General features: G+C 27.5%; 27 protein-coding genes and 1 pseudogene. 25 read left to right on the top strand and 3 right to left on the bottom strand.

Going from position 1 to position 26,060, the window contains the following annotated elements:
* Window positions 1–24 precede the first annotated feature (24 nt).
* Both NSA50_RS08650 and NSA50_RS08645 read left to right on the top strand, forming a co-directional pair.
* Window positions 25–1,251 (top strand): response regulator transcription factor, encoded by a 1,227-nt coding sequence (locus NSA50_RS08650; protein WP_195262987.1) that lies wholly within the window; start codon window positions 25–27, stop codon window positions 1,249–1,251.
* 31 nt (window positions 1,252–1,282) lie between these two features.
* Window positions 1,283–2,587, top strand: a complete 1,305-nt coding sequence (locus tag NSA50_RS08645) for an ABC transporter substrate-binding protein (protein ID WP_257444448.1) — start codon at window positions 1,283–1,285, stop codon at window positions 2,585–2,587.
* Between the two features lie 113 nt (window positions 2,588–2,700).
* On the opposite strand, the gene NSA50_RS08640 is transcribed toward NSA50_RS08645, so the two are convergent.
* Window positions 2,701–3,147: a hypothetical protein gene (locus NSA50_RS08640; protein ID WP_195262989.1), complete on the bottom strand. Its 447-nt coding sequence runs from the start codon at window positions 3,145–3,147 to the stop codon at window positions 2,701–2,703.
* Between the two features lie 117 nt (window positions 3,148–3,264).
* Complete coding sequence (locus tag NSA50_RS08635) at window positions 3,265–3,603, bottom strand: winged helix-turn-helix transcriptional regulator (RefSeq protein ID WP_195262990.1); 339 nt, start codon at window positions 3,601–3,603, stop codon at window positions 3,265–3,267.
* 397 nt (window positions 3,604–4,000) lie between these two features.
* On the opposite strand from NSA50_RS08635, the gene NSA50_RS08630 reads away from it, so the two are divergent.
* The 8 genes from NSA50_RS08630 to NSA50_RS08595 all read left to right on the top strand — a co-directional run bounded on the left by NSA50_RS08630 (window position 4,001) and on the right by NSA50_RS08595 (window position 9,569).
* Window positions 4,001–4,471 (top strand): DUF6323 family protein, encoded by a 471-nt coding sequence (locus NSA50_RS08630; RefSeq protein ID WP_195262991.1) that lies wholly within the window; start codon window positions 4,001–4,003, stop codon window positions 4,469–4,471.
* Window positions 4,471–5,829: a DUF6179 domain-containing protein gene (locus NSA50_RS08625; protein WP_195262992.1), complete on the top strand. Its 1,359-nt coding sequence runs from the start codon at window positions 4,471–4,473 to the stop codon at window positions 5,827–5,829. Before NSA50_RS08630 ends, NSA50_RS08625 begins: the two co-directional genes overlap by 1 nt.
* A 195-nt stretch (window positions 5,830–6,024) precedes the next feature.
* A complete protein-coding gene (locus NSA50_RS08620) occupies window positions 6,025–6,735 on the top strand; it encodes a gamma-glutamyl-gamma-aminobutyrate hydrolase family protein (protein WP_195262993.1) in 711 nt (236 codons plus the stop codon).
* 252 nt (window positions 6,736–6,987) lie between these two features.
* The gene (locus tag NSA50_RS08615; RefSeq protein ID WP_195262994.1) at window positions 6,988–7,494 is read left to right on the top strand and encodes a GNAT family N-acetyltransferase; all 507 of its coding nucleotides are present in this window, start codon (window positions 6,988–6,990) and stop codon (window positions 7,492–7,494) included.
* Window positions 7,495–7,752: 258 nt separating this feature from the next.
* Entirely contained in the window at window positions 7,753–7,890 is a 138-nt protein-coding gene (locus NSA50_RS19885; protein ID WP_257444443.1) for a hypothetical protein, read from the top strand.
* Entirely contained in the window at window positions 7,839–8,291 is a 453-nt protein-coding gene (locus NSA50_RS19880) for a helix-turn-helix domain-containing protein (protein WP_257444645.1), read from the top strand. Before NSA50_RS19885 ends, NSA50_RS19880 begins: the two co-directional genes overlap by 52 nt.
* A 38-nt stretch (window positions 8,292–8,329) precedes the next feature.
* Window positions 8,330–8,809, top strand: a complete 480-nt coding sequence (locus tag NSA50_RS08600; protein WP_195429767.1) for a methylated-DNA--[protein]-cysteine S-methyltransferase — start codon at window positions 8,330–8,332, stop codon at window positions 8,807–8,809.
* 61 nt (window positions 8,810–8,870) lie between these two features.
* Entirely contained in the window at window positions 8,871–9,569 is a 699-nt protein-coding gene (locus NSA50_RS08595; RefSeq protein WP_195429855.1) for a DNA alkylation repair protein, read from the top strand.
* A 19-nt stretch (window positions 9,570–9,588) separates the two neighbouring features.
* Here the strand turns inward: NSA50_RS08595 and NSA50_RS08590 are convergent, their stop codons facing one another.
* Complete coding sequence (locus NSA50_RS08590) at window positions 9,589–10,389, bottom strand: choline kinase family protein (protein WP_257444440.1); 801 nt, start codon at window positions 10,387–10,389, stop codon at window positions 9,589–9,591.
* Window positions 10,390–10,626: 237 nt separating this feature from the next.
* On the opposite strand from NSA50_RS08590, the gene NSA50_RS08585 reads away from it, so the two are divergent.
* The 15 genes and pseudogenes from NSA50_RS08585 (at window position 10,627) to NSA50_RS08515 (ending at window position 25,756) form a co-directional block, all read left to right on the top strand.
* Window positions 10,627–11,088: a YdeI/OmpD-associated family protein gene (locus tag NSA50_RS08585; RefSeq protein ID WP_195262998.1), complete on the top strand. Its 462-nt coding sequence runs from the start codon at window positions 10,627–10,629 to the stop codon at window positions 11,086–11,088.
* A 95-nt stretch (window positions 11,089–11,183) separates the two neighbouring features.
* Window positions 11,184–11,945, top strand: coding sequence for a MurR/RpiR family transcriptional regulator (locus tag NSA50_RS08580; protein ID WP_195263015.1), 762 nt, complete (start codon window positions 11,184–11,186; stop codon window positions 11,943–11,945).
* Between the two features lie 120 nt (window positions 11,946–12,065).
* Window positions 12,066–13,673, top strand: a complete 1,608-nt coding sequence (locus NSA50_RS08575) for a PTS transporter subunit EIIC (protein ID WP_195262999.1) — start codon at window positions 12,066–12,068, stop codon at window positions 13,671–13,673.
* 196 nt (window positions 13,674–13,869) lie between these two features.
* Window positions 13,870–14,490: an orotidine 5'-phosphate decarboxylase / HUMPS family protein gene (locus tag NSA50_RS08570; protein WP_195263000.1), complete on the top strand. Its 621-nt coding sequence runs from the start codon at window positions 13,870–13,872 to the stop codon at window positions 14,488–14,490.
* Window positions 14,487–15,029 carry a 6-phospho-3-hexuloisomerase gene (gene hxlB / locus NSA50_RS08565; RefSeq protein ID WP_195263001.1) on the top strand — a complete coding sequence of 181 codons (543 nt, stop codon included), beginning with the start codon at window positions 14,487–14,489 and terminating at the stop codon, window positions 15,027–15,029. Before NSA50_RS08570 ends, hxlB begins: the two co-directional genes overlap by 4 nt.
* 170 nt (window positions 15,030–15,199) lie before the next feature.
* Complete coding sequence (locus tag NSA50_RS08560) at window positions 15,200–16,534, top strand: 6-phospho-alpha-glucosidase (protein WP_195263002.1); 1,335 nt, start codon at window positions 15,200–15,202, stop codon at window positions 16,532–16,534.
* Window positions 16,535–16,628: 94 nt separating this feature from the next.
* Window positions 16,629–18,344 (top strand): dihydroxy-acid dehydratase, encoded by a 1,716-nt coding sequence (gene ilvD / locus NSA50_RS08555; protein ID WP_195263003.1) that lies wholly within the window; start codon window positions 16,629–16,631, stop codon window positions 18,342–18,344.
* Window positions 18,345–18,531: 187 nt separating this feature from the next.
* Window positions 18,532–19,179: a bifunctional 4-hydroxy-2-oxoglutarate aldolase/2-dehydro-3-deoxy-phosphogluconate aldolase gene (locus NSA50_RS08550; RefSeq protein ID WP_195263004.1), complete on the top strand. Its 648-nt coding sequence runs from the start codon at window positions 18,532–18,534 to the stop codon at window positions 19,177–19,179.
* Between the two features lies 1 nt (window position 19,180).
* Window positions 19,181–20,185, top strand: coding sequence for a sugar kinase (locus NSA50_RS08545; protein ID WP_257444435.1), 1,005 nt, complete (start codon window positions 19,181–19,183; stop codon window positions 20,183–20,185).
* A gap of 223 nt (window positions 20,186–20,408) precedes the next feature.
* Entirely contained in the window at window positions 20,409–20,912 is a 504-nt protein-coding gene (locus tag NSA50_RS08540) for a GNAT family N-acetyltransferase (protein ID WP_195263006.1), read from the top strand.
* A gap of 164 nt (window positions 20,913–21,076) precedes the next feature.
* A pseudogene (locus tag NSA50_RS08535) lies at window positions 21,077–21,283 on the top strand (sigma 54-interacting transcriptional regulator); the annotation flags it as partial.
* A 138-nt stretch (window positions 21,284–21,421) separates the two neighbouring features.
* Entirely contained in the window at window positions 21,422–21,601 is a 180-nt protein-coding gene (locus NSA50_RS08530; protein WP_243242166.1) for an HAD family hydrolase, read from the top strand.
* A gap of 572 nt (window positions 21,602–22,173) precedes the next feature.
* A complete protein-coding gene (locus NSA50_RS08525; protein WP_195265119.1) occupies window positions 22,174–23,247 on the top strand; it encodes a CdaR family transcriptional regulator in 1,074 nt (357 codons plus the stop codon).
* A gap of 96 nt (window positions 23,248–23,343) precedes the next feature.
* Entirely contained in the window at window positions 23,344–24,600 is a 1,257-nt protein-coding gene (locus tag NSA50_RS08520; protein ID WP_195265117.1) for a GntP family permease, read from the top strand.
* 25 nt (window positions 24,601–24,625) lie between these two features.
* Window positions 24,626–25,756, top strand: coding sequence for a glycerate kinase family protein (locus NSA50_RS08515; RefSeq protein WP_257444430.1), 1,131 nt, complete (start codon window positions 24,626–24,628; stop codon window positions 25,754–25,756).
* Window positions 25,757–26,060: the final 304 nt, after the last annotated feature.

Below are 26,060 nucleotides of genomic sequence, written 5' to 3'. Positions count from 1 at the left end.
AAATATTCAATAGTAGGTGTAAAGATGAAGATATTGATAGTAGATGATGATAAAATTATTAGATTAGGATTAAAGAAAATAATTAATAGGCTATTTCCAGAGTATGAAGTTTTATCAGAATTTCAGAATGGATTAGTAGCATTCGAATATCTAAGAAATAATAAAATAGATTTAGTTATAACTGATATAAAAATGCCTATAATGACTGGAAGTGAGTTAATAGAAAAATCAGTAAGAGAGATAGACAATCCTCCATTATTTATTGTGCTAAGTGGATATGATGAATTTACTTATGTAAGAGATACTATGAAATTTGGAGCGTTTAATTACTTATTAAAGCCTATTAAACAAGATGAATTAAAAAAAGTAATCTCTGAAGCAGAAGTTAAAATTAAAGAGAATACAAAGCAAGATAATATATTTAATAAATCAATAGAGATATTAAAAAAAGATTTTTTTAGACATATATTATTTTCAAATTCTGAATGGAATTATAGAAGCGATAAGTCCTTTTTAGAAGATATACAGCTTAATGAAAATTATATGTACAAGCTTATTATAGTCGAGAATGCAAAAAAACAAAAAGAATTATTGAAAAAATATATAAAAAATATTGTTACTAGATGTATCTATATTGAATATATATATTTTAATTTTGAAGGAAACTCATATATAGTGTTTTATTTAGATATCACTAAAAGTGCTTTTGATGAAGGAGTAAACAATTACATTGAAAATGAGGTGAAAATATTTGTAGAGAAAAATATAAATGTCTATATAATGGAGCAAACTGATGAATTATATAAGTTAAAGGACCAATCAATAAGGTTTAGAAAAATTAGAAATACAATATATTATGAAAGTAAAGCAAGAAAATATTTATTAAAATTATCAGATGAAAATAAAGTTATTGAAGAAGAGAGTAATATTAATACAAATTTAACTGTTATAAAACTTGCTAAGCAATACATAATAAATAATTTTAATAAAAATATATCTCTTAAGGAGGTAGCAGATGAGGTTTTTTTAAGCCAAAATTATCTATCTGAATTATTTAAAAAAGAAGTTGGAGAAGGATTTTATGAATTTTTAACTGAATACAGGATAAAGATTGCAAAAGAATTATTGGTAACAACAAATTTAAAAGTTTATGAGATAGCAGTAAGGGTAGGGTATAATGATGCAATAACTTTTGGAAGGGCTTTTAAAAAAGTAACAGGATATACACCAAATAGCTTTAGAAATAATTAGAATCCATTATTTTATGAAAGAGGTTAGGTCAATGAAAAATAAAAAAATAAAGATTTCTATCATGGTAATCATGGCTATTATAACTACTTTTTTTGGAGTTAAAATTATTAAAGAAGATAAAGCTGAAGGGAATATTTTAAAAAATGAGAATAAAGAATTAGCGGGAGAAATAACATTTGTTAGTAATAGAATTGATAAAAAAGAAGAACTTAAAACTTTAATATCAGAGTTTGAGGAAGAGCATCCAAAGGTTAAGGTGAACTTAGAATTAATAGGAGATGCAGAAGAGATTCTTCAAAGAAGAGCTATGGTTCAAGAACTGCCAGATGTAACTTTAATCCCTAGTGCTATAAAAGCAAGTGAATATTCTCAGTTTTTTTTTGATTTGGATGATTTAGGATTCACAGAAGATAATATATATAATTATAGCACCGGTATTGGTAGCGATGGTAAGCTTTACAACTTAACTACATCAATTTCATGGAACGGAATTATATATAATAAAAGCGTATTTAAAAAATTAAACATAAATGAACTCCCAAAGACTAATGAAGAATTTTTAAATTTATGTAAAGCTATAAAAGATAATAAAATAATCCCAATTGCATTAAACTATAAGCAAGTTTGGACTATGAATACTTGGATAGATGTAGCACCATATTTATTCGATGTGAAACTTGAAAAAAATATAATCTTAAATAATGAGGATATTTTAAGTGACAATAGCGGGATTTTTAGAGCTTTAAATTTTGTAAGAAACATCTATCAAAATAATTATTGTGAAGACAATTTACTAAATTATGAATGGGAACAAAGTAAGGTAGACATTAAAAATGGAAAAGTAGCTATGATATTTTGGAATTCAGATTTTAAATATCAACTAGAAGATATAGGAATGAATATGGATGATATAGGCATGTTTCCATTACCAGATAGTAAATACATAAAAGTTTATGGAGATTATAAGATCGGAGTTGCTAAAAACACAAAATACCCAGAGTTATCAAAAGCATTCCTAAAGTTTTTATTTGAAGAAGATCGTTATGCAAATGCGGTAAATATATTATCTCCTTTGAAAGAAAACTTGAGAAACAGGGATTTAATAAAAGAGTTGGAAGCATATAATATTCCAATAGATATACATGGTGATACTATAAAAAATCAAACAGAAGAAGATAGAAAGATTCGGGAATGGTATGAAACTTTAAGAAGATTATCAGGATTAGATTATTCTTTTGTTCAAGAGTATATTACAAGTTCAGATATAGAAAACTTAAGGGATCAAATGAATAACAAATGGAATGAGTTGGAGAGAAAATCTGAAAGCAATGATTAAAGATAGTATATTAATTATATTTACATATGTCTACTTTTATTAAAAAAATAGGAAGTATGGATAATAATAAATCAATTTAAATTACTAAGTATTTATAATAATAATTGATTTAGTTATTCAATAACTTCCTCATTTCCTTCTTCATTTTTTTCTCCATTTTCTTCAGAGTTAGCTATTTCCGTAAAAGCTTCAAGCCTTAATGTGTTTGCATAAGTACTTAAGAGATAGGCGTTAGCTAACTTTATATATGGAGAAATATTAACATTTTCTTCCATATTATTTGTTCTTAAATTTCTAGAATAAACTCTTTTTATAGCTACGACCCATAAGAAAATATAGCCTAATAATACGAGTTGTTGACCTTGTAGTGTGATTTCAGCAGAAGCTACATCAGTATTATTATTAGTTAATAAATCATGTATATCAACATTTGCAGCATATGCAAAAAAAGCATATCCTACTGAAAGAAATGTAGCGCCAGTTCGTTCGAGCTCTGCAAGGTTTATATCCAAGTTTTTTATAAACTCTTCAATATCATCAAATGAATCATTATTACTCATATAAAATATATACCTCCAATAAGAGTTCTAATTATTATATGATATTGTATATAATTTTGAGTCATATTTTTTAATGTAAAAAAATAATATAGATATTTATTATTCGTAAGATAGTGCTTAGGGATTTCTATTGATATTTGGATAATACTTTTCAGACCAGACTTCAAGCTCTTTTATAATTTTAGTAATTTCTTTTCCTTTTTCAGTTAAATAATATTCAACTTTAGGAGGAGTTTCATCATAATTCATCTTAATAACTAACTCATCTATTTCAAGTTCTTTTAAATTTTCAGTTAATACTTTGTGACTTATTCCCTTTACAAAGCGTTGAAGTTCTAAAAATCTCTTTGGGCCATCATAAAGATGGCATAAAATAAGAGATTTCCATTTACCTCTTATAAAATCCATTGCAAAGTCTAGTAAGCATACATATTTCTTATTATTGTAATTTATCATAATGCGGTACCTTCCTAGAATATTTTAAATAAATTTATACTTTATTTAAAATGAGATGTTTTATATTATATAAGAAAAAATTTTCAATTGCAACAAATGTAAACTGAAGAAAATTTGTAGAAGAACAGATTAAAATCAGAAGAAAATAGAAAAATTACTATTTTAGCTATAAAAAATAATAGTAATAGATATTTAACTAAGATTGAGAATTTAAATAGATAAAAAAGAAAGTATTATTAAGAAAAGATATATGATTATATAAAAATAACATTGACTACAGAAATAGACAATGTTAGAATAATATTCTACTATATTATTTATTAGTATATATAATTAAATCATATCATATTCAAAAAAGAAAGTCAATATAAAAATAAAAAGTTTTGGAGGTTATTTTATGGAAAATAATATTATATCTATTCCAGATTCCTATATAAATAAACAAACTTTTTTAGAAATTCAAAAATGTAATGATGAAACTCTACACTACGGATTAAAACTTTCAGAAGAGGATATAAAAATAATTTTAGAAACTAGAAAAGAATCACTTATTAAAACTGGAAGAGTAGAATTTAGTGGAGGATTAATTCAAAAAATTATACTAGCATTTTGTGATTCCCCTTATATTTCTCAATATAATTATATCGAAACAATAGATGATATAATAGAAGCCTTTTATTATTATAAAAATGAGACTATGGATGAAATAGGTGATGATGAATTAATAAACTTAATGAAGAATTATTTTGATAATGAATGTCAAGGGTCATTAGACCTTCTAAAATATAAATATCTAGATAATATTGCCCACAATATAAAATATGGAGTGGCTGACTATTTTAATATGGATGAAGATGAGGATAAGTAATGAGTAATTTAATTATAAATAATAAAGAAGGAGCAGATGAAATATTAAATCAAGAGAATTATTTCCAATCTTTATTACAATATTCATATAATAACAATTTATTAGATAAAGAAGATTTTGAAAAAGTACAAATTCAAATTATGAATATTTTAAAAGATATTGTAACTTATTATACAATGGATTCAAGTTCATCTGTTAGGGTTGAGGTAGCAGAAAGCTTATTATCGTCAATATATTATACAATTAGTTTATTTATAAAGAATAACTCTAATGCTAATGAAGCTATAAAGATACTCAAAGAAGAAAGTATCAAGGAAATATTCAACAAAGGTGAAAAATTATTGAGAGTTAAATTTGATGATTGCATATCTTTATTAAGTAGTGTACAAAAAACAAAATTAATAATAAAAAATTATGCTTATAATGACACTATTGATTATGGAATTCCACTGTTTTTTAAAAAATATGATATTAGATATGGAAGTCATGAAACTCCAGGATCTATAGATTATCCATTATCTAATGATAATATGAATTTAGTAGGTATTGAATATATAGAGAACTATTTAAAGAAACTAAATTTAGAAAACAAGTTTTGTTCTAACTTCAATACAATAGAAATAGAAGATTTATTAAATGGATATGATAAAAAATCATATCATCTATTAATTAATATTTTTGATTTAGTATTAACAAATTCTATTGGTTCTGTTTTCTTAAATAAAGAAGCTAGTAATTTAAGAATAACACCATATGAAAAGTTATATCTTAAAGAGAGGTTTATAAATTTATCAGAGAAAGAAATAAAAAAAGAAATATTATTAGCAGTAGAAAGAATTTGTATTGAATTTTTAATCGATGCAGATGATTTAGATTTAGTTAACTATTTAAATAATGCCTCTGTAAAAATTTCTCATGAACTTAATAGAGATATAAATCAAATTGATAGAATATTCATCACTCCTAATAATGAAAAAGAAAAAACTATAAAATATCAAGATAGAAAAAGTGTTGAAAATAGTATATTTAGAAATATTTCTGAAGAAGTTAGAACTTGTAGTAATGTAGAGGATAAAATAAAAATTATTAAAGAGGACATTCATAGTTTAACTGATTTGGTAGATTTACTAGGGGCAGATTGTATATTTGAGTATGAGTTTACTGAAGTCTTTAAAGCTTTAGATGATTTTGAAATTGCTTTATTAATTAAGTATTTGCCGAGAGATAAAGATGTAGAAAGTGATTATGGAACTGAAAGTGAAAAGGAATGGCATGAAAAATTATTGAGATTTATTGATAGCTTAGATGAAATAAAAAGAAGAAATATTTTGAGGTTATCCAGTAAGTTTGAAATATAAAGCAGATGGTACATGAGCTTATTAATCTTAGAATGTAAAAATAGAAGATATAGTAGTATTTATTACTAAGATATCTTCATTTTATATTCTTATTTTTAACTGTATCATAGCAGACTTTAATTTTATAACATATAATTATAAGAAAAGTGTTAATATTGTTAATAAATGAAATAGTTCATAGAAGGAGATGATAATATGAATAAGCCTATTATTGGAGTTACAGCACTTTTTGATGATGAAAAAGAAAGTATTTGGATGTTACCGTCATATTTAGATGCAATTACAGATGCAGGAGGAATCCCTGTCATATTACCAATTATAGATAACGAAGAAGATATAAAGACTTTGGCAAATAAATTTGATGGATTTTTATTAGCTGGTGGTCAAGATATTAATCCTGAAATATATAAGGAAAAGAAATTGGCTCATTGTGGAGGTATAAATGTTGCAAGAGATAAGATGGAAAAAAGTTTGTTAAAGGAAATATTAACTATAGATAAGCCATTACTTGCAATATGCAGAGGTTTTCAACTTTTAAATTCATATTTAGGGGGCTCTTTATACCAAGATATAAAAATAGATAGAAATAATAATAAAGATAGTATTCATAGGCAAGAAAAACCTTATAATAAGCCAAGTCATAAGGTAATAGTTAAAAAGAACTCTTTACTATTTGATATTATGCAAAAAGAAGAAATAATGGTAAATAGTATGCATCATCAGGCTATAAAGAATGTTTCTCCTAATGTAACTGATGCTGCAATAAGTGAGGATGGAGTTATAGAGAGCATTTATATTAAGGATAGAAAGTTTGTATTAGGGGTACAGTGGCATCCGGAACATTTATATAAAGATTATGAAGAGCAGTTTAATATATTTAAGGAATTTATAAATAGATGCAGTTAAATATATTAAAGTACCAGAAAAATACTTTTAATAACTTTAAATGGAAATTAAATACTATTAATGGAAAATATAAACATTGTGGAAAAATGCTAGAAAAATAAGAAAAGAATAAAAAAGATGAGTTAAACTTAAGCAACGAAGAAAATCACTTTTTACTTAAATTAATAAAGGGAGTAATATATGATTATTACTAGTAATAATTAATTCATGAAGTTTGCAAGCTATATAAATATAACTAAGGAGTTGTACTTTGTGGAAGTAAATAGTGTGAATCTAAGCCAAGAAGTATATATATCAGATGCCGAGAAAATATGTAACTGGCTTAGTGATGAGGAAATAACAAGTTATTTAAATGAAGACATTAATGTAAAGCGAAATTTAATTAACGTTATAAATAGGGTAAATATGCCTATTTTAACTCATCTTTTTAATAATAATTGTAGATTTTTTATTATAAAAAATATATATGGCGCAATAGGATTTTTACGACTAGTACCAAAAGGTGAGTTTGTAGAAATAGTTATTGCAGTAGGTGAAAAAGATTTATGGGGAAAGGGAATAGGGCATAATGCTGTACTCGAAGCTTTAAAAGTAGCTTTTTTTGATATGAGGGCTGAATATGTTGTAGCTAAAATTAAAAAGATTAATAAGAGATCACAAAATCTTTTTAAGGGCTTAGGGTTTAAGCAAGCTAAAGAACTGGAAAGAGAAATTGAATATCATATTAGTATGAAGTCTTTCATTAGATCTGCTGCCTAGACTATTTAAATATTACTTTCTTTAATTATATATTAAGTAGATAGTCCTAAAAATAATAACAATATATAGTTATTAATTCTGCTAAAAAAGTATTGATTTTTGTTAATCAGTACTTTTTTTATTTTGAATAAATTATAATAATATTTATATAAGATAAAAAATATCATGATTTTAATATAATTTATATTAAAATTAGAAGATAAAAATCTGTAAGAAATATTTTAAGTATTATGATAAATTATTAATGGAGGTAGATATATGAATAAGGAGGAAAAATGGAAAGCTGTTATAGAGAATGATTTAAGATATGATGGGGATTTTTTTATGGAGTTAAAACAACAAAAATATTTTGTCGTCCATCTTGTAAATCTAAAAATCCAGTTAAAGAAAATGTAGAATTTTTTTCTACCACTGAAAGTGCAATTGAAAGTGGATTTAGGCCTTGTAAAAGATGTCGACCTGATTTAATAGAATACAATCCGATTACTAATATTGCTAATAGTATGAAGGAGATTTATGATAAATATTATTTTGATGAAGAGCTTATTAATATTAAGATAAAAGGTCTTCATATAGCTAAAAGTCATTTAATAAGAGTTTTCAATAAGACTTTTAGCTTAACACCTAAAGCATATATTTCTAAAATTAGAATTGATAAAGCTAAGGAACTTTTGAAAGCTAGTGACAAATCAATTACTGAAATTTCTTATGATTGTGGATATAGGAGTTTATCAACTTTTTATGATAATTTTAAGAAAGTTGAAGGGATGAGTCCTATGAGTTATCGTATAAAATAATTAAGAATCTGCTTATAAAATAGATGTGAAGGAGTTATATGAAAAGTATTTTTTACTATGAGACTATAATTGGAGAAATTGGAATAGCTGATAATGGAAAAGGTATTACAAATATTTATATAAAAGATAAATTAAAGATTGAAAAAGATATAGAGGTAAAAGAAACTAAATTAATTAAAGAGGCAGCAAGTCAACTTAATGAATATCTATCTGGAAGTAGAGAAGATTTTAGTATTCCATTTGACTTAGAAGGAACAGAGTTTCAAGTTAAAGTGTGGAATGAGCTAATTAAGATACCTTATGGAGAAACAAGAACATATAAGGAAATAGCAGAAAAAATAGGTAATCCTAAAGCAGCTCGTGCTATTGGAATGGCAAATAATAAGAATCCAATATTAATAATGATACCATGTCATAGAGTTGTAGGTAAAAATAAAAGCTTAGTTGGATATGCTGGAGGCTTGGAAATGAAAGAAATGCTATTAGAAATAGAACACAAAAATATTCAGATTTACTAGTGATAATTGAATAGTTAATAGATAAGGGGGAAATACTTTGGCGTTTGATATGGATGAAAATATGTCTTTAACAATAAGAGAGGAACTTATAAATTTGTCAGAAGAAGATTATAGAAATTTTTCTTCGAAACTTTTACCAGGAGTTAAAAATATACTTGGAGTTAGGCTCCCAGCATTAAGAAAAATTGCAAAAAGTATTGCTAAAGAAGATTGGAAAAGTTACTTGAATAATGCAAGGGATGATTACTTTGAAGAAGTAATGTTACAAGGTATGGTAATTGGATATATTAATAATATTGATATAGATGAAATTATAAGTCTTATTAGAAAATATGTACCCAAAATCAATAATTGGTCTGTTTGTGATAGCTTTTGCAATGGCCTAAAAATTACTAGTAAAAATAAAGAAAGAATGTGGAATTTTTTACAAGAGTATCTTTCATCAAGTGATGAATTTGAAGTAAGGTTTGCGGTAGTAATGCTATTAAATTTTTATGTTGAGGAAGAGTATATTGAGCTTGTCTTAAGTAATTTAGATAAAATAAAGCATGATGGATATTATGTTAAAATGGCTGTTGCTTGGGCAATTTCTATTTGTTATGTGAAGTTTAGTGAGATAACTTTCAATTATCTAAAAGAAAACAACTTAGATTATTTTACATACAATAAATCATTACAAAAAATCTGTGAATCTTTAAAAGTTTCTAAAGAAGAGAAAAATATTATTAGAGGCATGAAGAAAAAGGTAAATAATAAATAATGAAGTTAATTAGACGATTTTATAAAGAATTTATCAAATCGTCTAATATCATATTACCTCCAAGTTTATAATCATAATCAGAAGTACTATTTATTGATTTTATAAAACTCCAAGTTGCATTCCAAAGTTTAACTACAAAAAGATAACCTTCTAACTTTTCATTTAGATATTTTGAAGAATAACCAAAATAACTTTTAATCAATTCGTTTTTCATATTTTCATTTAAAAACCAAGATAAAGTAGCTAAATCAAAAAATATATCTCCCATTGCGGAAAATTCAAAGTCAATAAGATAGATAGAGTTTTTAGTATATAAAATATTAGATGTATTTAAATCATTATGGCACAATCCAAAATGATATTCTTTAGTTAAATTATCTTTTAAGGAATTTAGCTTTTCCATTAATAAATTTATATCATGATTAAAGAGAAAATTTGAACTAATTAAAAACTTAACATTTCTTTCAATTATATCAAAAGGATTAAAATAATTACTACATTTTAATCCATGTAACCTTTTTAATGTATGTATTAAGCTGTCAATAAAAATATGTGAGTTATAAAATTCTATATTAATTTTATTAGATTCCTTAAATTCACTTAACAAGACTCCAGTATCTTTATTATGATAAAGTATATTAGGAGAAATATTAAAAGGCTTAATTATGTTTAAAATTTCATTTTCATTATAAAAATTATTAGTGTTATCTTTACTTGGAATTCTTAAAACATATTTTGAATCTTGTAGTGTCATTAGATAATTTGAATTATTTAACCCACCAAGTTTAGTTAGTGAAAAATTTTTATGTATTGTATTCATAAAATCTCCTATAGTTATTGTTGTTTATACATTATATCAGATATAATATGAAATGTATTTTAAGATTATTATTTATGTAGATTATTAGTTGAACATAGATTTTACTTAATAATTTTAAATTTATTATGTATACTATTATAAATAATACTAGTATGTACTAATATGAGATTAAAAAGTATTATAATTTTATTCGAATTTTAGTATACCTAATTTAATTAAAAAATAGGAGAAAAAAACATGAAGAAGTATAAATTTGATTCAGAAATAAAGAAGCACGAAGGAAAAGATGCCACTTATATAGAGGTTCCTATAGATGTTGAAAAAGAGTTCGGAGCTAAGAGGGTAAAGGTTAAAGTAAAATTTGATGGTGTAGATTATAGAGGATCAATAGTAAAAATGGGATTACCTTGCTATATGATAGGAATAACAAAAGAAATAAGAAGTAAAATAGGTAAAACTTATGGTGATATTATAACAGTTGAATTGGAGAAAGATGAAGAAGAAAGAAAGGTAGAGTTACCAGAAGAATTTAAAGAAAAACTTATTAAAAATAATGATGCATATAAATTTTATGAAAGCTTATCTTATTCACAACAAAGAAAGTATTTTCAATGGATAACTTCAGCAAGAAAAGAAGAAACTAAAGTAAAAAGAATGGAAGAGGCAATAGAAAAATTAACAAATAAAATAAAAATATAATCCCTTAAAGTGTAGTGCAGTATAAGAAAAAATGAATATAGTGAAAAAATTATCAAAGTACTGTATAATAGTTATAAATAATGGAGGGATATATGATGGATTTATCTAAGTTTACTGAGAATAAGGGACTTACTGAAATTGAAGTAAAAGTTTTAAATTATATAGTAGATAATATAGAGGATGTAAACAAATTAGGCGTTAGAGGGATTGCAAAAAATAATTATACATCAACATCCACAATAATGAGGCTTTCTAAAAAACTTGGTTACTCTGGTTTTTTAGAAATGCAATACAATTTAGCATCATTAAAGGGCAATGAGCTAGGAGAAAATCATAATGAAAGAGACTTTGTTGATAGCTTAGATATGGATAGTCTTTTAAAAGAAAATTCTAGTGATTCTATCAATAAATTTGTAGATATTTTATTTAATGATGATAATAAATTTATTTTTATATATGCCAATGGATTTTCAGGAATTGTAGCAGAATATATTAATAAGAAACTTTTAGTCATGGGAAAAAGGTGTATATTATCTAATGGTACAGATTCAATTGGAGTTTTTGAGAATAACTTAGATTACATAAGTTCAATTATAGTTATTTCAAAATCAGGAGAAACTCCAATGGTTTTAAATAAGGTTAAGACAGCAAAGGAACATGGAATTAAGGTGGTAGCCTTCACAAATGAAAGAGAAAATAGTATAAGTAGACTTGCAGATATAAGTTTTAAAATTGATGACGCAAACAAACTAGATGATAGAAACTTAATGCCAAATACATTCTTTCCAAAGGTGTTAGTATTAGTTGAATTATTAATATATGAATATTATAAACGAAAAAATAGTGATTCTAAGTAACGTGTTATCTAATTGGGTAACACGTTTTTTTGAGGGGAAAATCTATATACAGATAAATTGACACTTATTATAATGAAAATGTAAATGATTTCTGAAAAGATGATAAATGGAGGTAAAAAAATGAAAGAAAAGATAATGAACAAACTACAAGACTTTTCTAAAGGAATGTTCGTACCTGTTTTAATATTACCTATAGCAGGTATAATAATTGCAATAGGTAACATTTTAACAAATGCAAAGTTAGCAGAGTACTTGCCATTTTTAAAGAATGACGTTGTATATGGACTTGGAAAGATGTTATCAGGGTCATTAGTTTCAATATTAACTAATTTAGGTATTATATTTTGTGTAGGTTTAGCAGTAGGACTTGCTAAAAAGAAGAAGGCAGAAGCAGGTTTCACATCATTATTAGTGTTTTTAGTATTTATAAACGCAATGAATATATTTTTAACATTAACTGAAAAACTAGCACCAGCAGATGCGTTAAGAGGAAGTGGACAAACGACTGTATTAGGTGTGCAAATACTAGATATGGGAGTTTTCTTAGGTATTATATTAGGAATCGTTGTTGCATATATTCATAATAAATTCTGTGAAAAAGAGTTTGATGGAGCATTTCAAATATATGGTGGATCAAGGTTAGTATTTATTATTTTAATACCAGTAACAGTTGGTTTAGCAATATTATTTAGCTATGTATGGCCACCAGTGCAAAATGTTATTAATAATCTTGGGGAGTTTATACAAGGGTCAGGTAATTTCGGTATCTTCACATATGGAACTTTAGAAAGATTATTAATTCCAACAGGGCTACATCACTTAGTTTATACTCCATTTTTATATAGTTCATTAGGCGGAGTTGCTGAAATCGGTGGACAAGTATTTGAAGGAGCTAGAAACATATACTTTGCAGAAATGGCTGATCCAACTATAGCTAAGCTTTCAGCATCAGTAATTTGGGATGCTAGAGGACTTTCAAAGATGTTTGGTCTAATAGGTGCATGTCTAGCTATGTACCACACAGCATTACCAAAGAACAAAACTAAGATAAAGGCAATATTAATTCCAGCAGCTGTTACATCAATTTTAGCAGGGGTTACAGAACCAATAGAATTTTCATTCATGTTTGTAGCACCAGTATTATTCGTAATTCATGCAGTATTAAGTGGACTAGGAATGGTTGTATTAAACGTTTTAGGAGTTACAGCAATAGGACCAAATGGATTAATAGACTTCTTATTATATAATCTTCCACTTGGAATAGAAAAAACTGGCTGGCCAATGTATATATTAGTTGGTTTAGGACAATTTGTAGTTTATTATGTAGTATTCAGATTTGTAATAGCTAAATTTAAGCTAAAAACTCCAGGTAGAGAAGAAGATGGAGATACAAAGCTTTATACAAAGAGTGATTATAAAGAAAAAAATTCAACTAAGGATAATTCAGCAACTGCTACTGGAAGCAAGGATGCTGACAATGCAGGATTAGCACCTATAATAGTAGAAGGTCTTGGTGGAACAGAGAATATAGTAAAGGTTGATAACTGTTTTACAAGATTAAGATTAATAGTAAAGGATTCATCATTAGTTAATGAAGCTTTATTAAAAAATGAAACTGCAGCAAATGGTGTTGTAATAAAAGGTGAAAACGTACAAGTAATTTATGGTTTAAGAGTTACTGGAGTAAGAAAAAGCGTGGATGAATATCTTGGAATAGAAGTAAATTAAAATCTATTTAAGTTTAGGAGTGGCTAAAATTGGTCACTCCTATTTCTGATAAGATTTTAAATTTATTATATATTAAAAATTAAATAATATATATTTTAAATTGGTTAATTTACTTAAAAAAGTGTATTAAATATTTAATATAGTATTAGCTTAAATTATGTAAAATATTAATTAAAACATATATGGGAGGTATACAATGAAGGTACAAGTTGCTATAGATAGAGTGGGTCTAGATAAGGCAATAGAGTTAGTTGAAAAGTTCAATGGTGTTGCCGATATAATTGAAATTGGAACATCTATAATAAAGGATTATGGACTTTTAAATTTGAAAGAATTGACTTTAAAAGCAAATAAGTCATTAATATTAGGAGATATTAAGACAAATGATGAAGGGGCTTATGAGTTTACTATGGGATATAATCAAGGGTTTGATATCTTAACTGTTATGGGAAGTTCTTCTTTGGAAACACTACAAAAGTGTTATGATGTTTCAAAAGAATATAATAAAAAAATGATGATTGACTTGATTGAATGTTCATATGAAAAAATAAAAGAAATATCAAGATTTGATGAAGCAATTTACTGTTTACATACTTCTGTAGATAAAAGCAACAAAAATAATATTATAGATGAGTTAAGAGATTTTAAACTTAAGTTTCCGAGCATAAGAAATATTGCTATAGCTGGAGGTATAAACTTAGATATTATTAAAAGTTTGAAAAATGAAGATATAAATATAATAGTTATAGGATCTACAATAACAGCATCTAAAGATCCTATTAAGACTTTAAATGAAATTAAGGAGGCACTTTTATGAATATAAGAGAGGAAATATTAGAAGAAGTAAATAACGTAGTATTAAATGTTAATGAAAAAGATATTGAAAAAATGGTGAATACTATTGATAAAAACTATTCAATTTTTGTTGATGGAGAAGGTAGAAGCGGGTTTCAAGCAAAAGGATTTGCTATGAGATTGATGCATATAGGTTATAAATCATATGTTATGGGGGAAACTATTACCCCTGCCTTAAAAAAAGATGATATTTATATAGCTATATCTGGTTCTGGAACTACAAAAAATACTTTAAGTAATGCAAAGTCAGCAAAGGATTTAGGATTAAAAGTCATTGCAGTCACAAGTAAGAAAAAATCTCCTTTAGGTGAAATAGCAGATATTATTTTAGAAGTACCAGGAAAGGTGAAAGGTGATGGTGAAGGCGGATCAATACAGTTATTAAGTTCTTTATTTGATCAAGCCGTTCACATAGTTCTAGATTTGGTATGCCTTTTAACAAGTAAGAGAGATAATTTTTCAAATAAAGAAGCATTAAATAATCATATTAATGTAGAGTAGTAATTTTTGAGAACATGTTACAACATAGGGTAACATGTTTCTTTGGCCACCGAAACTGTTTACCATTACATTTTACTGGTCTATAATGAGCTTGTAAGTAAGAAAAAAGACTAATTTTAAAATAAAATGATTAGATTTAATAAGTTGTAATAGGAAAGGTGGCTAATTTTATGGATACAAGCAAAAAGTTTTCTATAGTAATAGCAGGAGGAGGAAGCACATTTACACCAGGTATCGTAATGATGCTTTTAGACAATGTAGATCGTTTCCCTTTACGTAAGTTAAAATTATATGATAATGATAAAGAACGTCAAGAAGTAATTGGTGAAGCACTTGAAATATTATTAAAAGAAAGTGCACCTGAAATAGAGTTTTCATACACAACAGATCCTGAAGAAGCATTTACTGATGTAGATTTCTGTATGGCACATATAAGAGTTGGAAAATATGAAATGCGTGAAAAGGATGAAAAGATTCCTCTAAAATATGGAGTTGTTGGACAAGAAACTTGTGGACCTGGTGGAATAGCATATGGAATGCGTTCAATAGGTGGAATGATGGAATTAATCGATCTTATGGAAAAGTATTCTCCAAATTGTTGGATGCTAAATTACTCTAACCCAGCAGCAATAGTTGCAGAAGCTTGCCGTGTGTTAAAACCAAATTCAAAGGTATTAAATATTTGCGATATGCCAGTTGGAACATTACGTCGTATGTCTCAAATAGTTGGATTAACTCCAGCAGATTTAGAAGTTAACTACTTTGGATTAAATCACTTTGGATGGTGGACAAGTGTTAGAGATAAACAAGGAAACGATTTAATGCCAAAATTAAGAGAATATGTTTCTGAAAACGGTTATTTAAATCAAGTTGAAGTAGATACTCAACATACAGAACCAAGTTGGCAAGAAACTCATAAGAAAGCAAAGGATTTAATAGCTCTAGATCCAAACTTCTTACCAAACACTTACTTAAAATACTATCTATATCCAGATTATGTTGTAGAACATTCTAATGCAGAATATACAAGAGCAAATGAAGTAATGAATGGAAGAGAAAAGAATGTATTTAGTGCAGCAAGAGAAATAGTTAAGGCTGGAACAGCAAAAGGTGGAGAATTCCATATAGATGCCCATGCATCATTTATAGTTGACTTAGCAAGAGCAATTGCATATAACACACATGAAAGAATGTTATGCATTGTGGAAAATAAAGGTGCTATTGAAAACTTTGATCCAACAGCAATGGTTGAAGTTCCATGTATAGTAGGTAGCAACGGACCAGAAGCTTTAGTTCAAGGAACTATACCAAGATTTGAAAAAGGTCTTATGGAACAACAAGTTGCAGTAGAAAAATTAGTTGTTGAAGGTTGGATAGAAGGAAGTTATCAAAAGTTATGGCAGGCTCTTACTTTATCTAAGACAGTACCAAGTGCAAAAGTAGCAAAAGAAATCTTAGATGATTTAATTGAAGCTAATGAAGGATATTGGCCAGAACTTAAATAATAAAGTATAAAAGAACAGCTACAGGCTCGGACAATGGATTATCCATTATCCGAGCTATGTTTAAATAATAGATTGTTAAGCAAGGAGAATAATAATGATTAGTCAAGATATTAGAAAAATTGCTCCAGAAATGGATCCACTCCGAAGGGGAATGGGATATACTTCAGAAGACTTGTCTAAACCACAAATAATAGTCGAAAGTACCTTTGGAGATAGTCATCCAGGAAGCATTCACTTACTTAAATTTGCAAACAATGCAGCTATGGGAGTAGCCGAAAAAGGGGGAAGAGCATCAAGGTTCTTTGCAACAGATATATGTGATGGAATGGCGCAAGGGCATGATGGAATAAACTATTCATTAGCATCTAGAGATACAATAGCATCACTAATAGAAATTCATGCTAATGCAACACCTTTTGATGGAGGAGTATTTATAACAAGTTGCGATAAAGGTGTTCCAGCTCATTTAATGGCTATAGGAAGAATTAATATACCTTCAATAGTTGTTACTGGTGGAGTAATGAAGGCAGGTCCAAATCTTTTAACATTGGAGCAAATAGGAACTTATAGTGCTATGGAAAGGCGCGGAGAAATTACTGAAGATGAATTAACTTATTATAAAAACAATGCATGTCCATCAGCTGGTTCATGTTCATTTATGGGAACTGCTGCAACTATGCAAATTATGGCTGAAGCATTAGGATTAATGTTACCTGGAAGTGCAGTTATGCCTGCAACTTGTGAAGACTTAGAAAATGTAGCAATAGAAGCAGGAAAGCAAGTAGTTGAATTAGCTAAGAAGAATTTAAAGGCAAGAGATATAGTTACAGCTAAATCTTTTGAAAATGCAATTATAATTCATGCGGCAATTTCAGGATCAACAAATTCATTGCTTCATATTCCAGCAATAGCTCATGAGTTTGGAGTAGATATAGATGCAGAAAGTTTTGATAGAATACACAGGTATGCACCATATTTATTGAATATCCGTCCAACAGGTAAATGGCCAGCAGAGTATTTCTACTATGCAGGTGGGGTGCCAGCAATAATGGAAGAAGTTAAGGATTTATTACATTTAGATGTAATGACAGTTACGGGAAAAACTTTAGGCGAAAACTTAGAAGATTTAAAGAAAAATGGATTCTATGAAAAATGTAATGAATATTTAAAAGAAACTGGTTTAAAGAAAGAAGATATTATTAAACCATACAACGATCCAATAGGTAAAAATGGAGCTATTGCTATATTAAAAGGAAATATAGCACCAGAAGGAGCAGTTGTTAAACATTCAGCTGTACCAAAAGAAATGCATAAAGCTATTTTAAAAGCAAGACCATTTGATAGTGAAGAAGAGGCAATTGAAGCAGTATTATCTAAAAAAATTAAACCTGGAGATGCAGTATTTATTAGATATGAAGGTCCAAAGGGAAGCGGAATGCCAGAAATGTTCTATACAACAGAAGCAATTTCATCTGACAAAGAATTATCTGCAAGTATTGCTCTTATTACAGATGGAAGATTTTCAGGAGCATCAAGAGGTCCAGCTATAGGACATGTTTCACCAGAAGCAGCAGTCGGAGGACCAATAGCGTTAGTTGAAGAAAATGATTTAATTGAAATAGATATAGAAAAGAGAATATTACAAATAGTTGGTATTAATGGAGAACGAGTAGATTTAGATGAAATAGATAAAATACTTGTTAAGCGTAAAGAATCTTGGAAGCCAAGAGCAAATAAATATGAGTCTGGAATATTAAAGATATTCTCAGAAAAAGCAGTTTCACCAATGAAGGGTGGATATATGGAGTAAGGAACAATTAATAATGGACAATAATAATTGAGATTGTTTTGCTTTGTAGAACTTAGATTATATGCTTAGTATAAGAAATTTTGTTATAATTTATAATTCTTAAGTATTGATTTCTTATTTAAAAGCATATAAAGACACATAGGATTGTTTATAAAAATATTAAATAAAATTTATAGGAGATTTTATTATGTTTAAAATAAGAATTTTAAATGCTTTAAAAAAGTGTGGGGTAGTTGCTGTAGTTCGTGGAACAACAAAAGAAATTGGGGTTAAAATATCAGAAAGTTGTATTAAGGGAAATGTTAAAGCTATAGAAGTAACATATACAAATAAGTTTGCAAATGAAATAATAAGAGAGCTTTCAGAAAAATATGATAAAAATGATGATGTTGTAATTGGAGCTGGAACAGTTTTAGATTCTGAAACTGCAAGAATGGCAATATTAGCAGGAGCACAATATATAGTTTCACCATCATTTAATAAAGATACTGCAACACTTTGCAATAGATACAATGTACCATATATACCAGGAGTTATGACTATAAATGAAATAGTAACTGCATATGAAAGTGGAGTAGATGTAGTTAAGTTATTCCCAGGGAATGCTTTTGGACAAGGTTATATAAGTTCAGTAAAGGCACCACTTCCACATGCTAATATTATGGTAACTGGTGGAGTAAACCTTGATAACATAGAATCTTGGGCAAAAGCTGGTGTAGATTTAGTTGGTATAGGTGGAGAACTAAATAAACTTGGAGAAGCAGGAGATTTTGATGAAATAGAATCTACATGTAAAAAGTATATAGAAAAGTTTGATAAAGCAAGAGGTATTTAATATGAAGGTTGCTGGTTTAGGAGAAATACTTTTAAGGTTATCAAGTAAAAAAGGCGTGTTACTATCAAATTCAAATGAATTTAATGTAAACTATGGCGGAGGAGAAGCTAATGTATTAATTTCATTAGCTAACTTTGGAATAAGTGCTAGAATGATTACTAAGATTTCTAATGATAGTCTGGGAGATGGGATGCTTAGTTATCTAAAATCGAAGTCTATAGATACTAGTTTTATAGCTAGAGGTAATAAGAGGACTCCAATATATTTTTTAGAAGTTGGAAGCGGAAATAGGGGATCAAAAGTAATTTATGATAGATTAGATTCAGCCTTTGGATCAATTTTAGAAGAAGATATAAATATAAAAGAAGCATTAAAAGGAATAGATATATTTCATGTTTCAGGTATAACTTTAGCTGTTTCAGAAAAAACAAGAGAGTTAACTTTTAAGATATTAAAATATTGTAAGGAAAACAATATTTTAGTTAGTTATGATTCAAACTACAGAGCAAAAATGTGGAGCTTAGAAGAAGCAAGTAAAGTTACCAAAGAATTATTACCATATGTTAATATTTTTTCAGGTGGTATATTAGATGCAGAAAATATATTGAATATGAAATGTGATTTAGAGGATAAATACGAAAAGTTAAAATATTATTATGATGAAATTTCAAAAAAGTATCCTAATATAAAGCATATTTTTTCATCTTTTAGAGAAATAAAATCATCAACAGTAAATACTCTGCAATGTAATTATTATAATAATGGTATTTTGTTTTCTTCAAAAATACATACAATAGATGATATAGTGGACAGAGTAGGTGGAGGGGATGCCTTAACTGCGGGAGTTCTATATAGCATTATAAATAATAAGTCTCCTGAGTATGTTTGTGAATTTGCTGTTGCAGCATCTGTTTTAAAACATACAATTTATGGAGATGCAAACCTTGTAACAAATGAAGAAGTGGAAAGTCTAGTAAGCTATGGAGTGGGTAAAATAGCGAGATAATGAGAAGTGCTTTTAAATATAGTTAGAACTTAATATAATACTAAAAATCCATAGTAAGTAAATACTGTGGATTTTTATTTTAATAAATATCGGAAGGTAATTATATAAAAAGATGGATAATAAAGAAGTATTTCATAAAGTAAATTTAGATATTATTCTAGAAATAATGAATATATGTTGTATAATACTAATTAATAAATTTTATGTTTTAGGAGAATAAAAAATGGTATTAAGGAAATCAACAGAAAAAGATTTAAAAAACATAATGAAAATTATCAGTGAAGCAAAAGTATATTTAAAAAATAATGATGTAGATCAATGGCAAAATGGATATCCAAATGAAGAAGTTATTTTAAAAGATATAAGAAACAATATTAGTTATGTTTTAGAAGATGATGCTGAAATTATAGGAACTACTTCTTTATCTTTTGATGTAGAAGAGACATACAACAATATTTATGAGGGAGAATGGCTTTCAGATGGGAAATATGCTGTTATCCATAGAATAGCTGCTTCTAATAATAGTAATAGAAAAGGAATTGGGACAGAAATAATTAAAAAATCCGAGGAGATTTGCTTATCAAAGGGAATAAAAAATATAAAAATCGATACACATGAAAATAATTTAACTATGCAAAAGTTATTAGAAAAAAATAACTTTAAATACTGTGGTGTTATTTATTTATTAGATGGGAGTAAAAGAATTGCTTTTGAAAAAGAAATCTAAAAGGTATATTAAAATGAGAAGATTTAAAGGAAAAGGTATATAAAGTTGAAAGATATACAGCTTCCAATATAAAGAAAGAGTTAATTTATAATATAAAAAAAGATGATTATATAGATGAGATAAAAGATAAAAATGCAGAAGATATTAAGGAGTTTCATGAACAAAGTACAAGTAATTTTTCTGAAGATGCAAAATATATAATATTTAACTGCGCAGATTATGCAGATAATCCATATCTTCTATTATCACAATTGTTTGCTAGTATCAAGGGTGCTTACACAGGAGCTACTGAAAATAAGATGGGAATTGTTGAGGCATGCGATGGAGGTATACTATTTTTAGATGAGATTCGCAGGTTACCTTCAGAAGGACTATACTGGACAAATCCTAGTTGGAAAAACTACGATGGAACAATAGCTGAATGGTAAAATAATATAAAATGATCTGTATGAAACTTTCAAATCATACAGATCATTTTATTTATATGAAAAAATAAGGGGGAGATAGGAATGAAGAAAAGTGATTATAAGTTGGTATGCATAGACTTAGATGGAACTCTATTAACAGATGACAAGAAAATTACAGATGAAAATATAGAAGCAATAAAGAAAGCTATTAATAGTGGAGTAAATATATGTATAGCTACAGGGAGAATTTGTAGATCATATAAAAGATGCTTTAGGGGTTAGCGCTAAGGTAATAGCTTCAAATGGAGGAGTAATTTTAACAGAGGATGGAAATTTAAAATTAAATACATTAAGCTGTGATAAAATTTTAAAATTGAAGGAATTATTAAAGACTATGATGTAGATACATATTTAAATACTGAAAATGAAATAATTTCGGGAAAACACATTCCAAATGAATATAGTTATGAAAAAATAAATGAAGGTTTAGGAAATAAGCATAAAGTAAATATAATTGAAAACTATCCATTTGAAAATCTAGCTATAGATAATAAATATAAAATAGCTAAGGCAATTTGTATAAATAAGAATAATTTAAAAATTATTTTTCTATTTTTAATTATTTTATTATGATATATAAATATTGCCGATATATCTATAAAAAAATAAGTATTTATATGATTATAAGGTAATTTATATATTGTTATACCTATTTGAGTATATATATGTGTGTATTGAGTAATATCATCATTTTATATATAATTTATTATTGTATATAAGATGATGATATTACTCTTATTTAAGAAAAAACTAGTATAATTGAGTACTTGCTATATTTATAGAGGTGAAAGAATATGATAAGTAAAAATTTAGCACAAAAAATTGTTGATAAAATGATGGATATTATTCCTTATAATGTGAATATTATGGATAAAAACGGAGTTATAATAGGGAGTGGAGATGAGTCAAGAATAGGACAACTTCATTTAGGAGCTATAGAGTCTTTGAAGTTAAAGAAGGCTACAGAAGTCAATAAAGAAAACAATGGGGTTAAACCAGGAGTAAATATTCCAATAACTTTGAATAATAGAATAATTGGTGTTATAGGAATTACAGGTAATCCAAGAACAGTAAGGCCTTTTGGAGAAATAGTAAGAGTCACATCCGAACTTCTTATAAATCAAGAATACAGTATTCAAAAATATATAGTAAAAAATAAAATAAAAGAAGAATACTTATATGAATGGCTGTATAGAAAGGAAGTTTATGATAAAGAATTTATTGAAAGAGGAATAGAAGTAGAAATAGATATTCAATTAAATAGAACAATTGTATTAATAGAATATAGAAGGAGTAATAATGACATTCTAAGGAAAACTATAGATTCTTTTATTAAAAAAAATGAGTTTATAATACATATAAATTCAAATAGATTAGTATTAATATTAAAATCTAAAATAGATAGTATGGAAAAACGTATAGAAGAGTTAATTGGTGATAATAAAGAGGAAATAGTAAGAGTTATATATAATAAGGCAGAAGAAGTATTAGCTAAATCATTTTATAAACTTTTGAATGCTTTAAATATAGCAAATAAATTAAATTTAGAAGCAACAATTATTTCATTAAAAGATATAAATTTCTTATCGGAAGTTGATAAGATGACTAAGAATAAAGATAATAAGGAAATAATTGAAAAATTAATAAAACATGGAGGTGACCTTTTAGAAACCTTTATTGTTTTTGTTGAGTCTAATTACGAAAAACAAATTACATATAAAAATTTACATATACATAGGAATACTTTAGCATATAGAATAGCTAAAATAGAGGAATTAACTGAATTATGCTTTAATAATGCAATAGATTGTTATAGGCTTACCAGTGCTTATATTTATTATAAAGTTATTTATTCAAGTGCACAATAAAAAAGCTTGTAAGTTTGTGTCTCTGAACAATGTAATCATTTACTATTAGGGGTATTATATGAATATATTCATGAGAAGTAGGAAGGGGAGATATTAATGGATATAACTGTTACAGCCTTAGGGGCAATAGTTGCTTTAATTATAGCAATTACATTAATAATAAAAAAGGTTCATCCAGCTTACAGTTTAATAATTGGAGCAATAATAGGAGGGTTAGTTGGAGGTGCATCTCTTGTTGAAACAGTAACATTGATGATTAATGGTGCTAAGGGGATGATGCCAGCAATTTTAAGAATCTTAACAGCTGGTATTTTGGCTGGTGTATTAATTAAATCTGGAGCAGCAGCTAAAATAGCCGAAACAATAGTAGAAAAAATAGGGGAATCAAAAGCTTTAATAGCTTTAGCTATTGCAACAATGGTATTAACTATGGTTGGAGTTTTTATAGATGTAGCTGTAATAACAGTATCACCTATAGCACTTGCCATAGCAAGAAAGATTGGATTAAGCAAAACATCGATTTTATTAGCAATGATTGGGGGAGGTAAGGCAGGTAATATTATGTCACCTAATCCTAATTCAATAGCAGCGGCTGATAATTTAGGAGTTTCTCTTACAAACGTTATGATGGCGGGAATAATTCCTGCAATCTTTGGATTAATTGTTACTTGTATAATTGCACAAAAAATCAAGAATAAAGGCTCAAGAGTAGAATTAGAGAATAGCTCTGAGAAATTTGAAAATAGTCCAAGCTTCTTTAAAGCATTGGTTGGACCATTAGTAACTATTATTCTACTAATGTTAAGACCAATTGCTAAGATAGAAATTGATCCATTAATAGCTCTTCCAGTAGGGGGATTAGTAGGAGCTATAGCAATGGGAAAAATTAAAAACATTAATGAATATGCAACCTTTGGTTTAGGAAAAATGAGTGGAGTAGCAATATTATTAATAGGTACAGGAACTTTAGCAGGAATTATATCTAATTCAGGATTAAAAGATGTAATTATAGAAGGAATAAATATATTAGGTTTACCTAGCTTTGCATTAGCACCAGTTTCAGGGATACTAATGTCTGCTGCAACAGCATCAACAACATCAGGAACAGCAGTAGCAACTTCAGTTTTTGGAAGCACTATATTAGAATTAGGGGTACCAGCACTAGGAACAGCTGCTATGATTCATGCAGGAGCAACAGTATTAGACCATTTACCACATGGAAGCTTCTTTCATGCAACAGGTGGCAGCGTTAATATGAGTATGGGAGAAAGACTAAAACTTATACCATATGAATCAATGATCGGATTAACAATGACTTTAGTTTCTACAATAATATTTGGTATAATATTATAATTATAGTTGGATGGAGATGAATTACATGAAGTTTATATTAGCACCAGATTCATTTAAAGAAAGTATGACATCAAAAGAGGCTTGTAATGCTATGGAAAGAGGGATAAAAAAGGTAATTAAAGACGCGATATGTATAAAGGTTCCTATGGCAGATGGTGGAGAAGGAACTGTAGAAGCCTTAGTTGAGGCAACTGGAGGAAAAATTGTAAATACAGTAGTCACAGATCCTCTTGGAGATAAAAAGATAAATGCTATGTATGGAATATTAGGAAACGGTGAAAAAGCAATTATTGAAATGGCAAGTGCAAGTGGAATTCACCTTGTTGAAAGAGAAAAGAGAAATCCTTTAATTACAACTACATATGGTACAGGTGAGTTAGTATTAGATGCCATAAATAGAGGTGTAAAGCATATAATAATTGGAATCGGAGGGAGCGCTACTAATGATGGTGGGGCTGGAATGATTCAAGCATTAGGTGGCCATTTATTAGATAAAGAAGGTAATGAGTTAAATTTTGGTGGTAGTGAATTAATTAAATTAAATGCTATAGATTTAACTAATTTTGACAGTAGATTAAAAAACGTTACATTTGAGGTTGCCTGCGATGTAAACAATCCTCTTATAGGAGAAAATGGTGCTTCAAGAATATTTGGGCCACAAAAAGGTGCAACAGAAGAAATGATTATACAACTAGATATGGCATTAAATAATTATGCAGAAGTAATTAAAAGGGAACTTGGAATTGATGTAGCTAATGTTGAAGGTGCTGGAGCAGCTGGAGGACTTGGAGCAGCTTTACTTGCCTTTTTTAATGGAGAACTTAAAAGAGGGGTAGATTTAATTATAAAACATACTGACTTAGAAAATAAAATCAAAGGAGCAGATATTGTATTTACTGGAGAAGGTGCAATAGATAGTCAAACTATATTTGGGAAAACACCTATGGGAGTAGCTTCTGTAGCTAAAAAAAATGGAGTGAAAACAATTGCCTTTGCAGGTAAGGTTGGAGATGGTGTAGAAAATCTTTATAATGTAGGAATAAACTCAATATTTGGAATCATGAGAGGTGTATGTTCTTTAGAGGAAGCTCTTAAGAATGGAGAAATTAATCTTGAAAAAACAGTTGAGAATGTAGTTAGAACATTAACCTTATAATGCTAAAAGTTAAAAAAGGGCTACATCAAAATAAATTTTCATATTAGCCGATAAAAAGAGAAGTTCTAATTCAAACTTCTCTTTTTTCACATACACAAATAATAGATAAAAATTTCTATTTAAGTTTAAAAAGTTTTCAATTAAGTGAAATCAATGGTTTAAAAGGGGCTCGCGTTTTAAACTGATACCTATAGACTAGACACTTAAATAAAAGGGTTTATGTCTATAGGTATTTTTTATATAATTAAATAAATAGATGGAGGTTGCTGAATGGGTAGATTTTTATTAACGAGAGAAGATATAG

Origin of the sequence: Clostridium mucosae, assembly GCF_024622765.1 — a bacterium.
Lineage (GTDB): Bacteria > Bacillota > Clostridia > Clostridiales > Clostridiaceae > Clostridium.
Note: the sequence above shows the minus strand (reverse complement) of the source record. Positions and strands in the feature narration are given on the sequence as shown.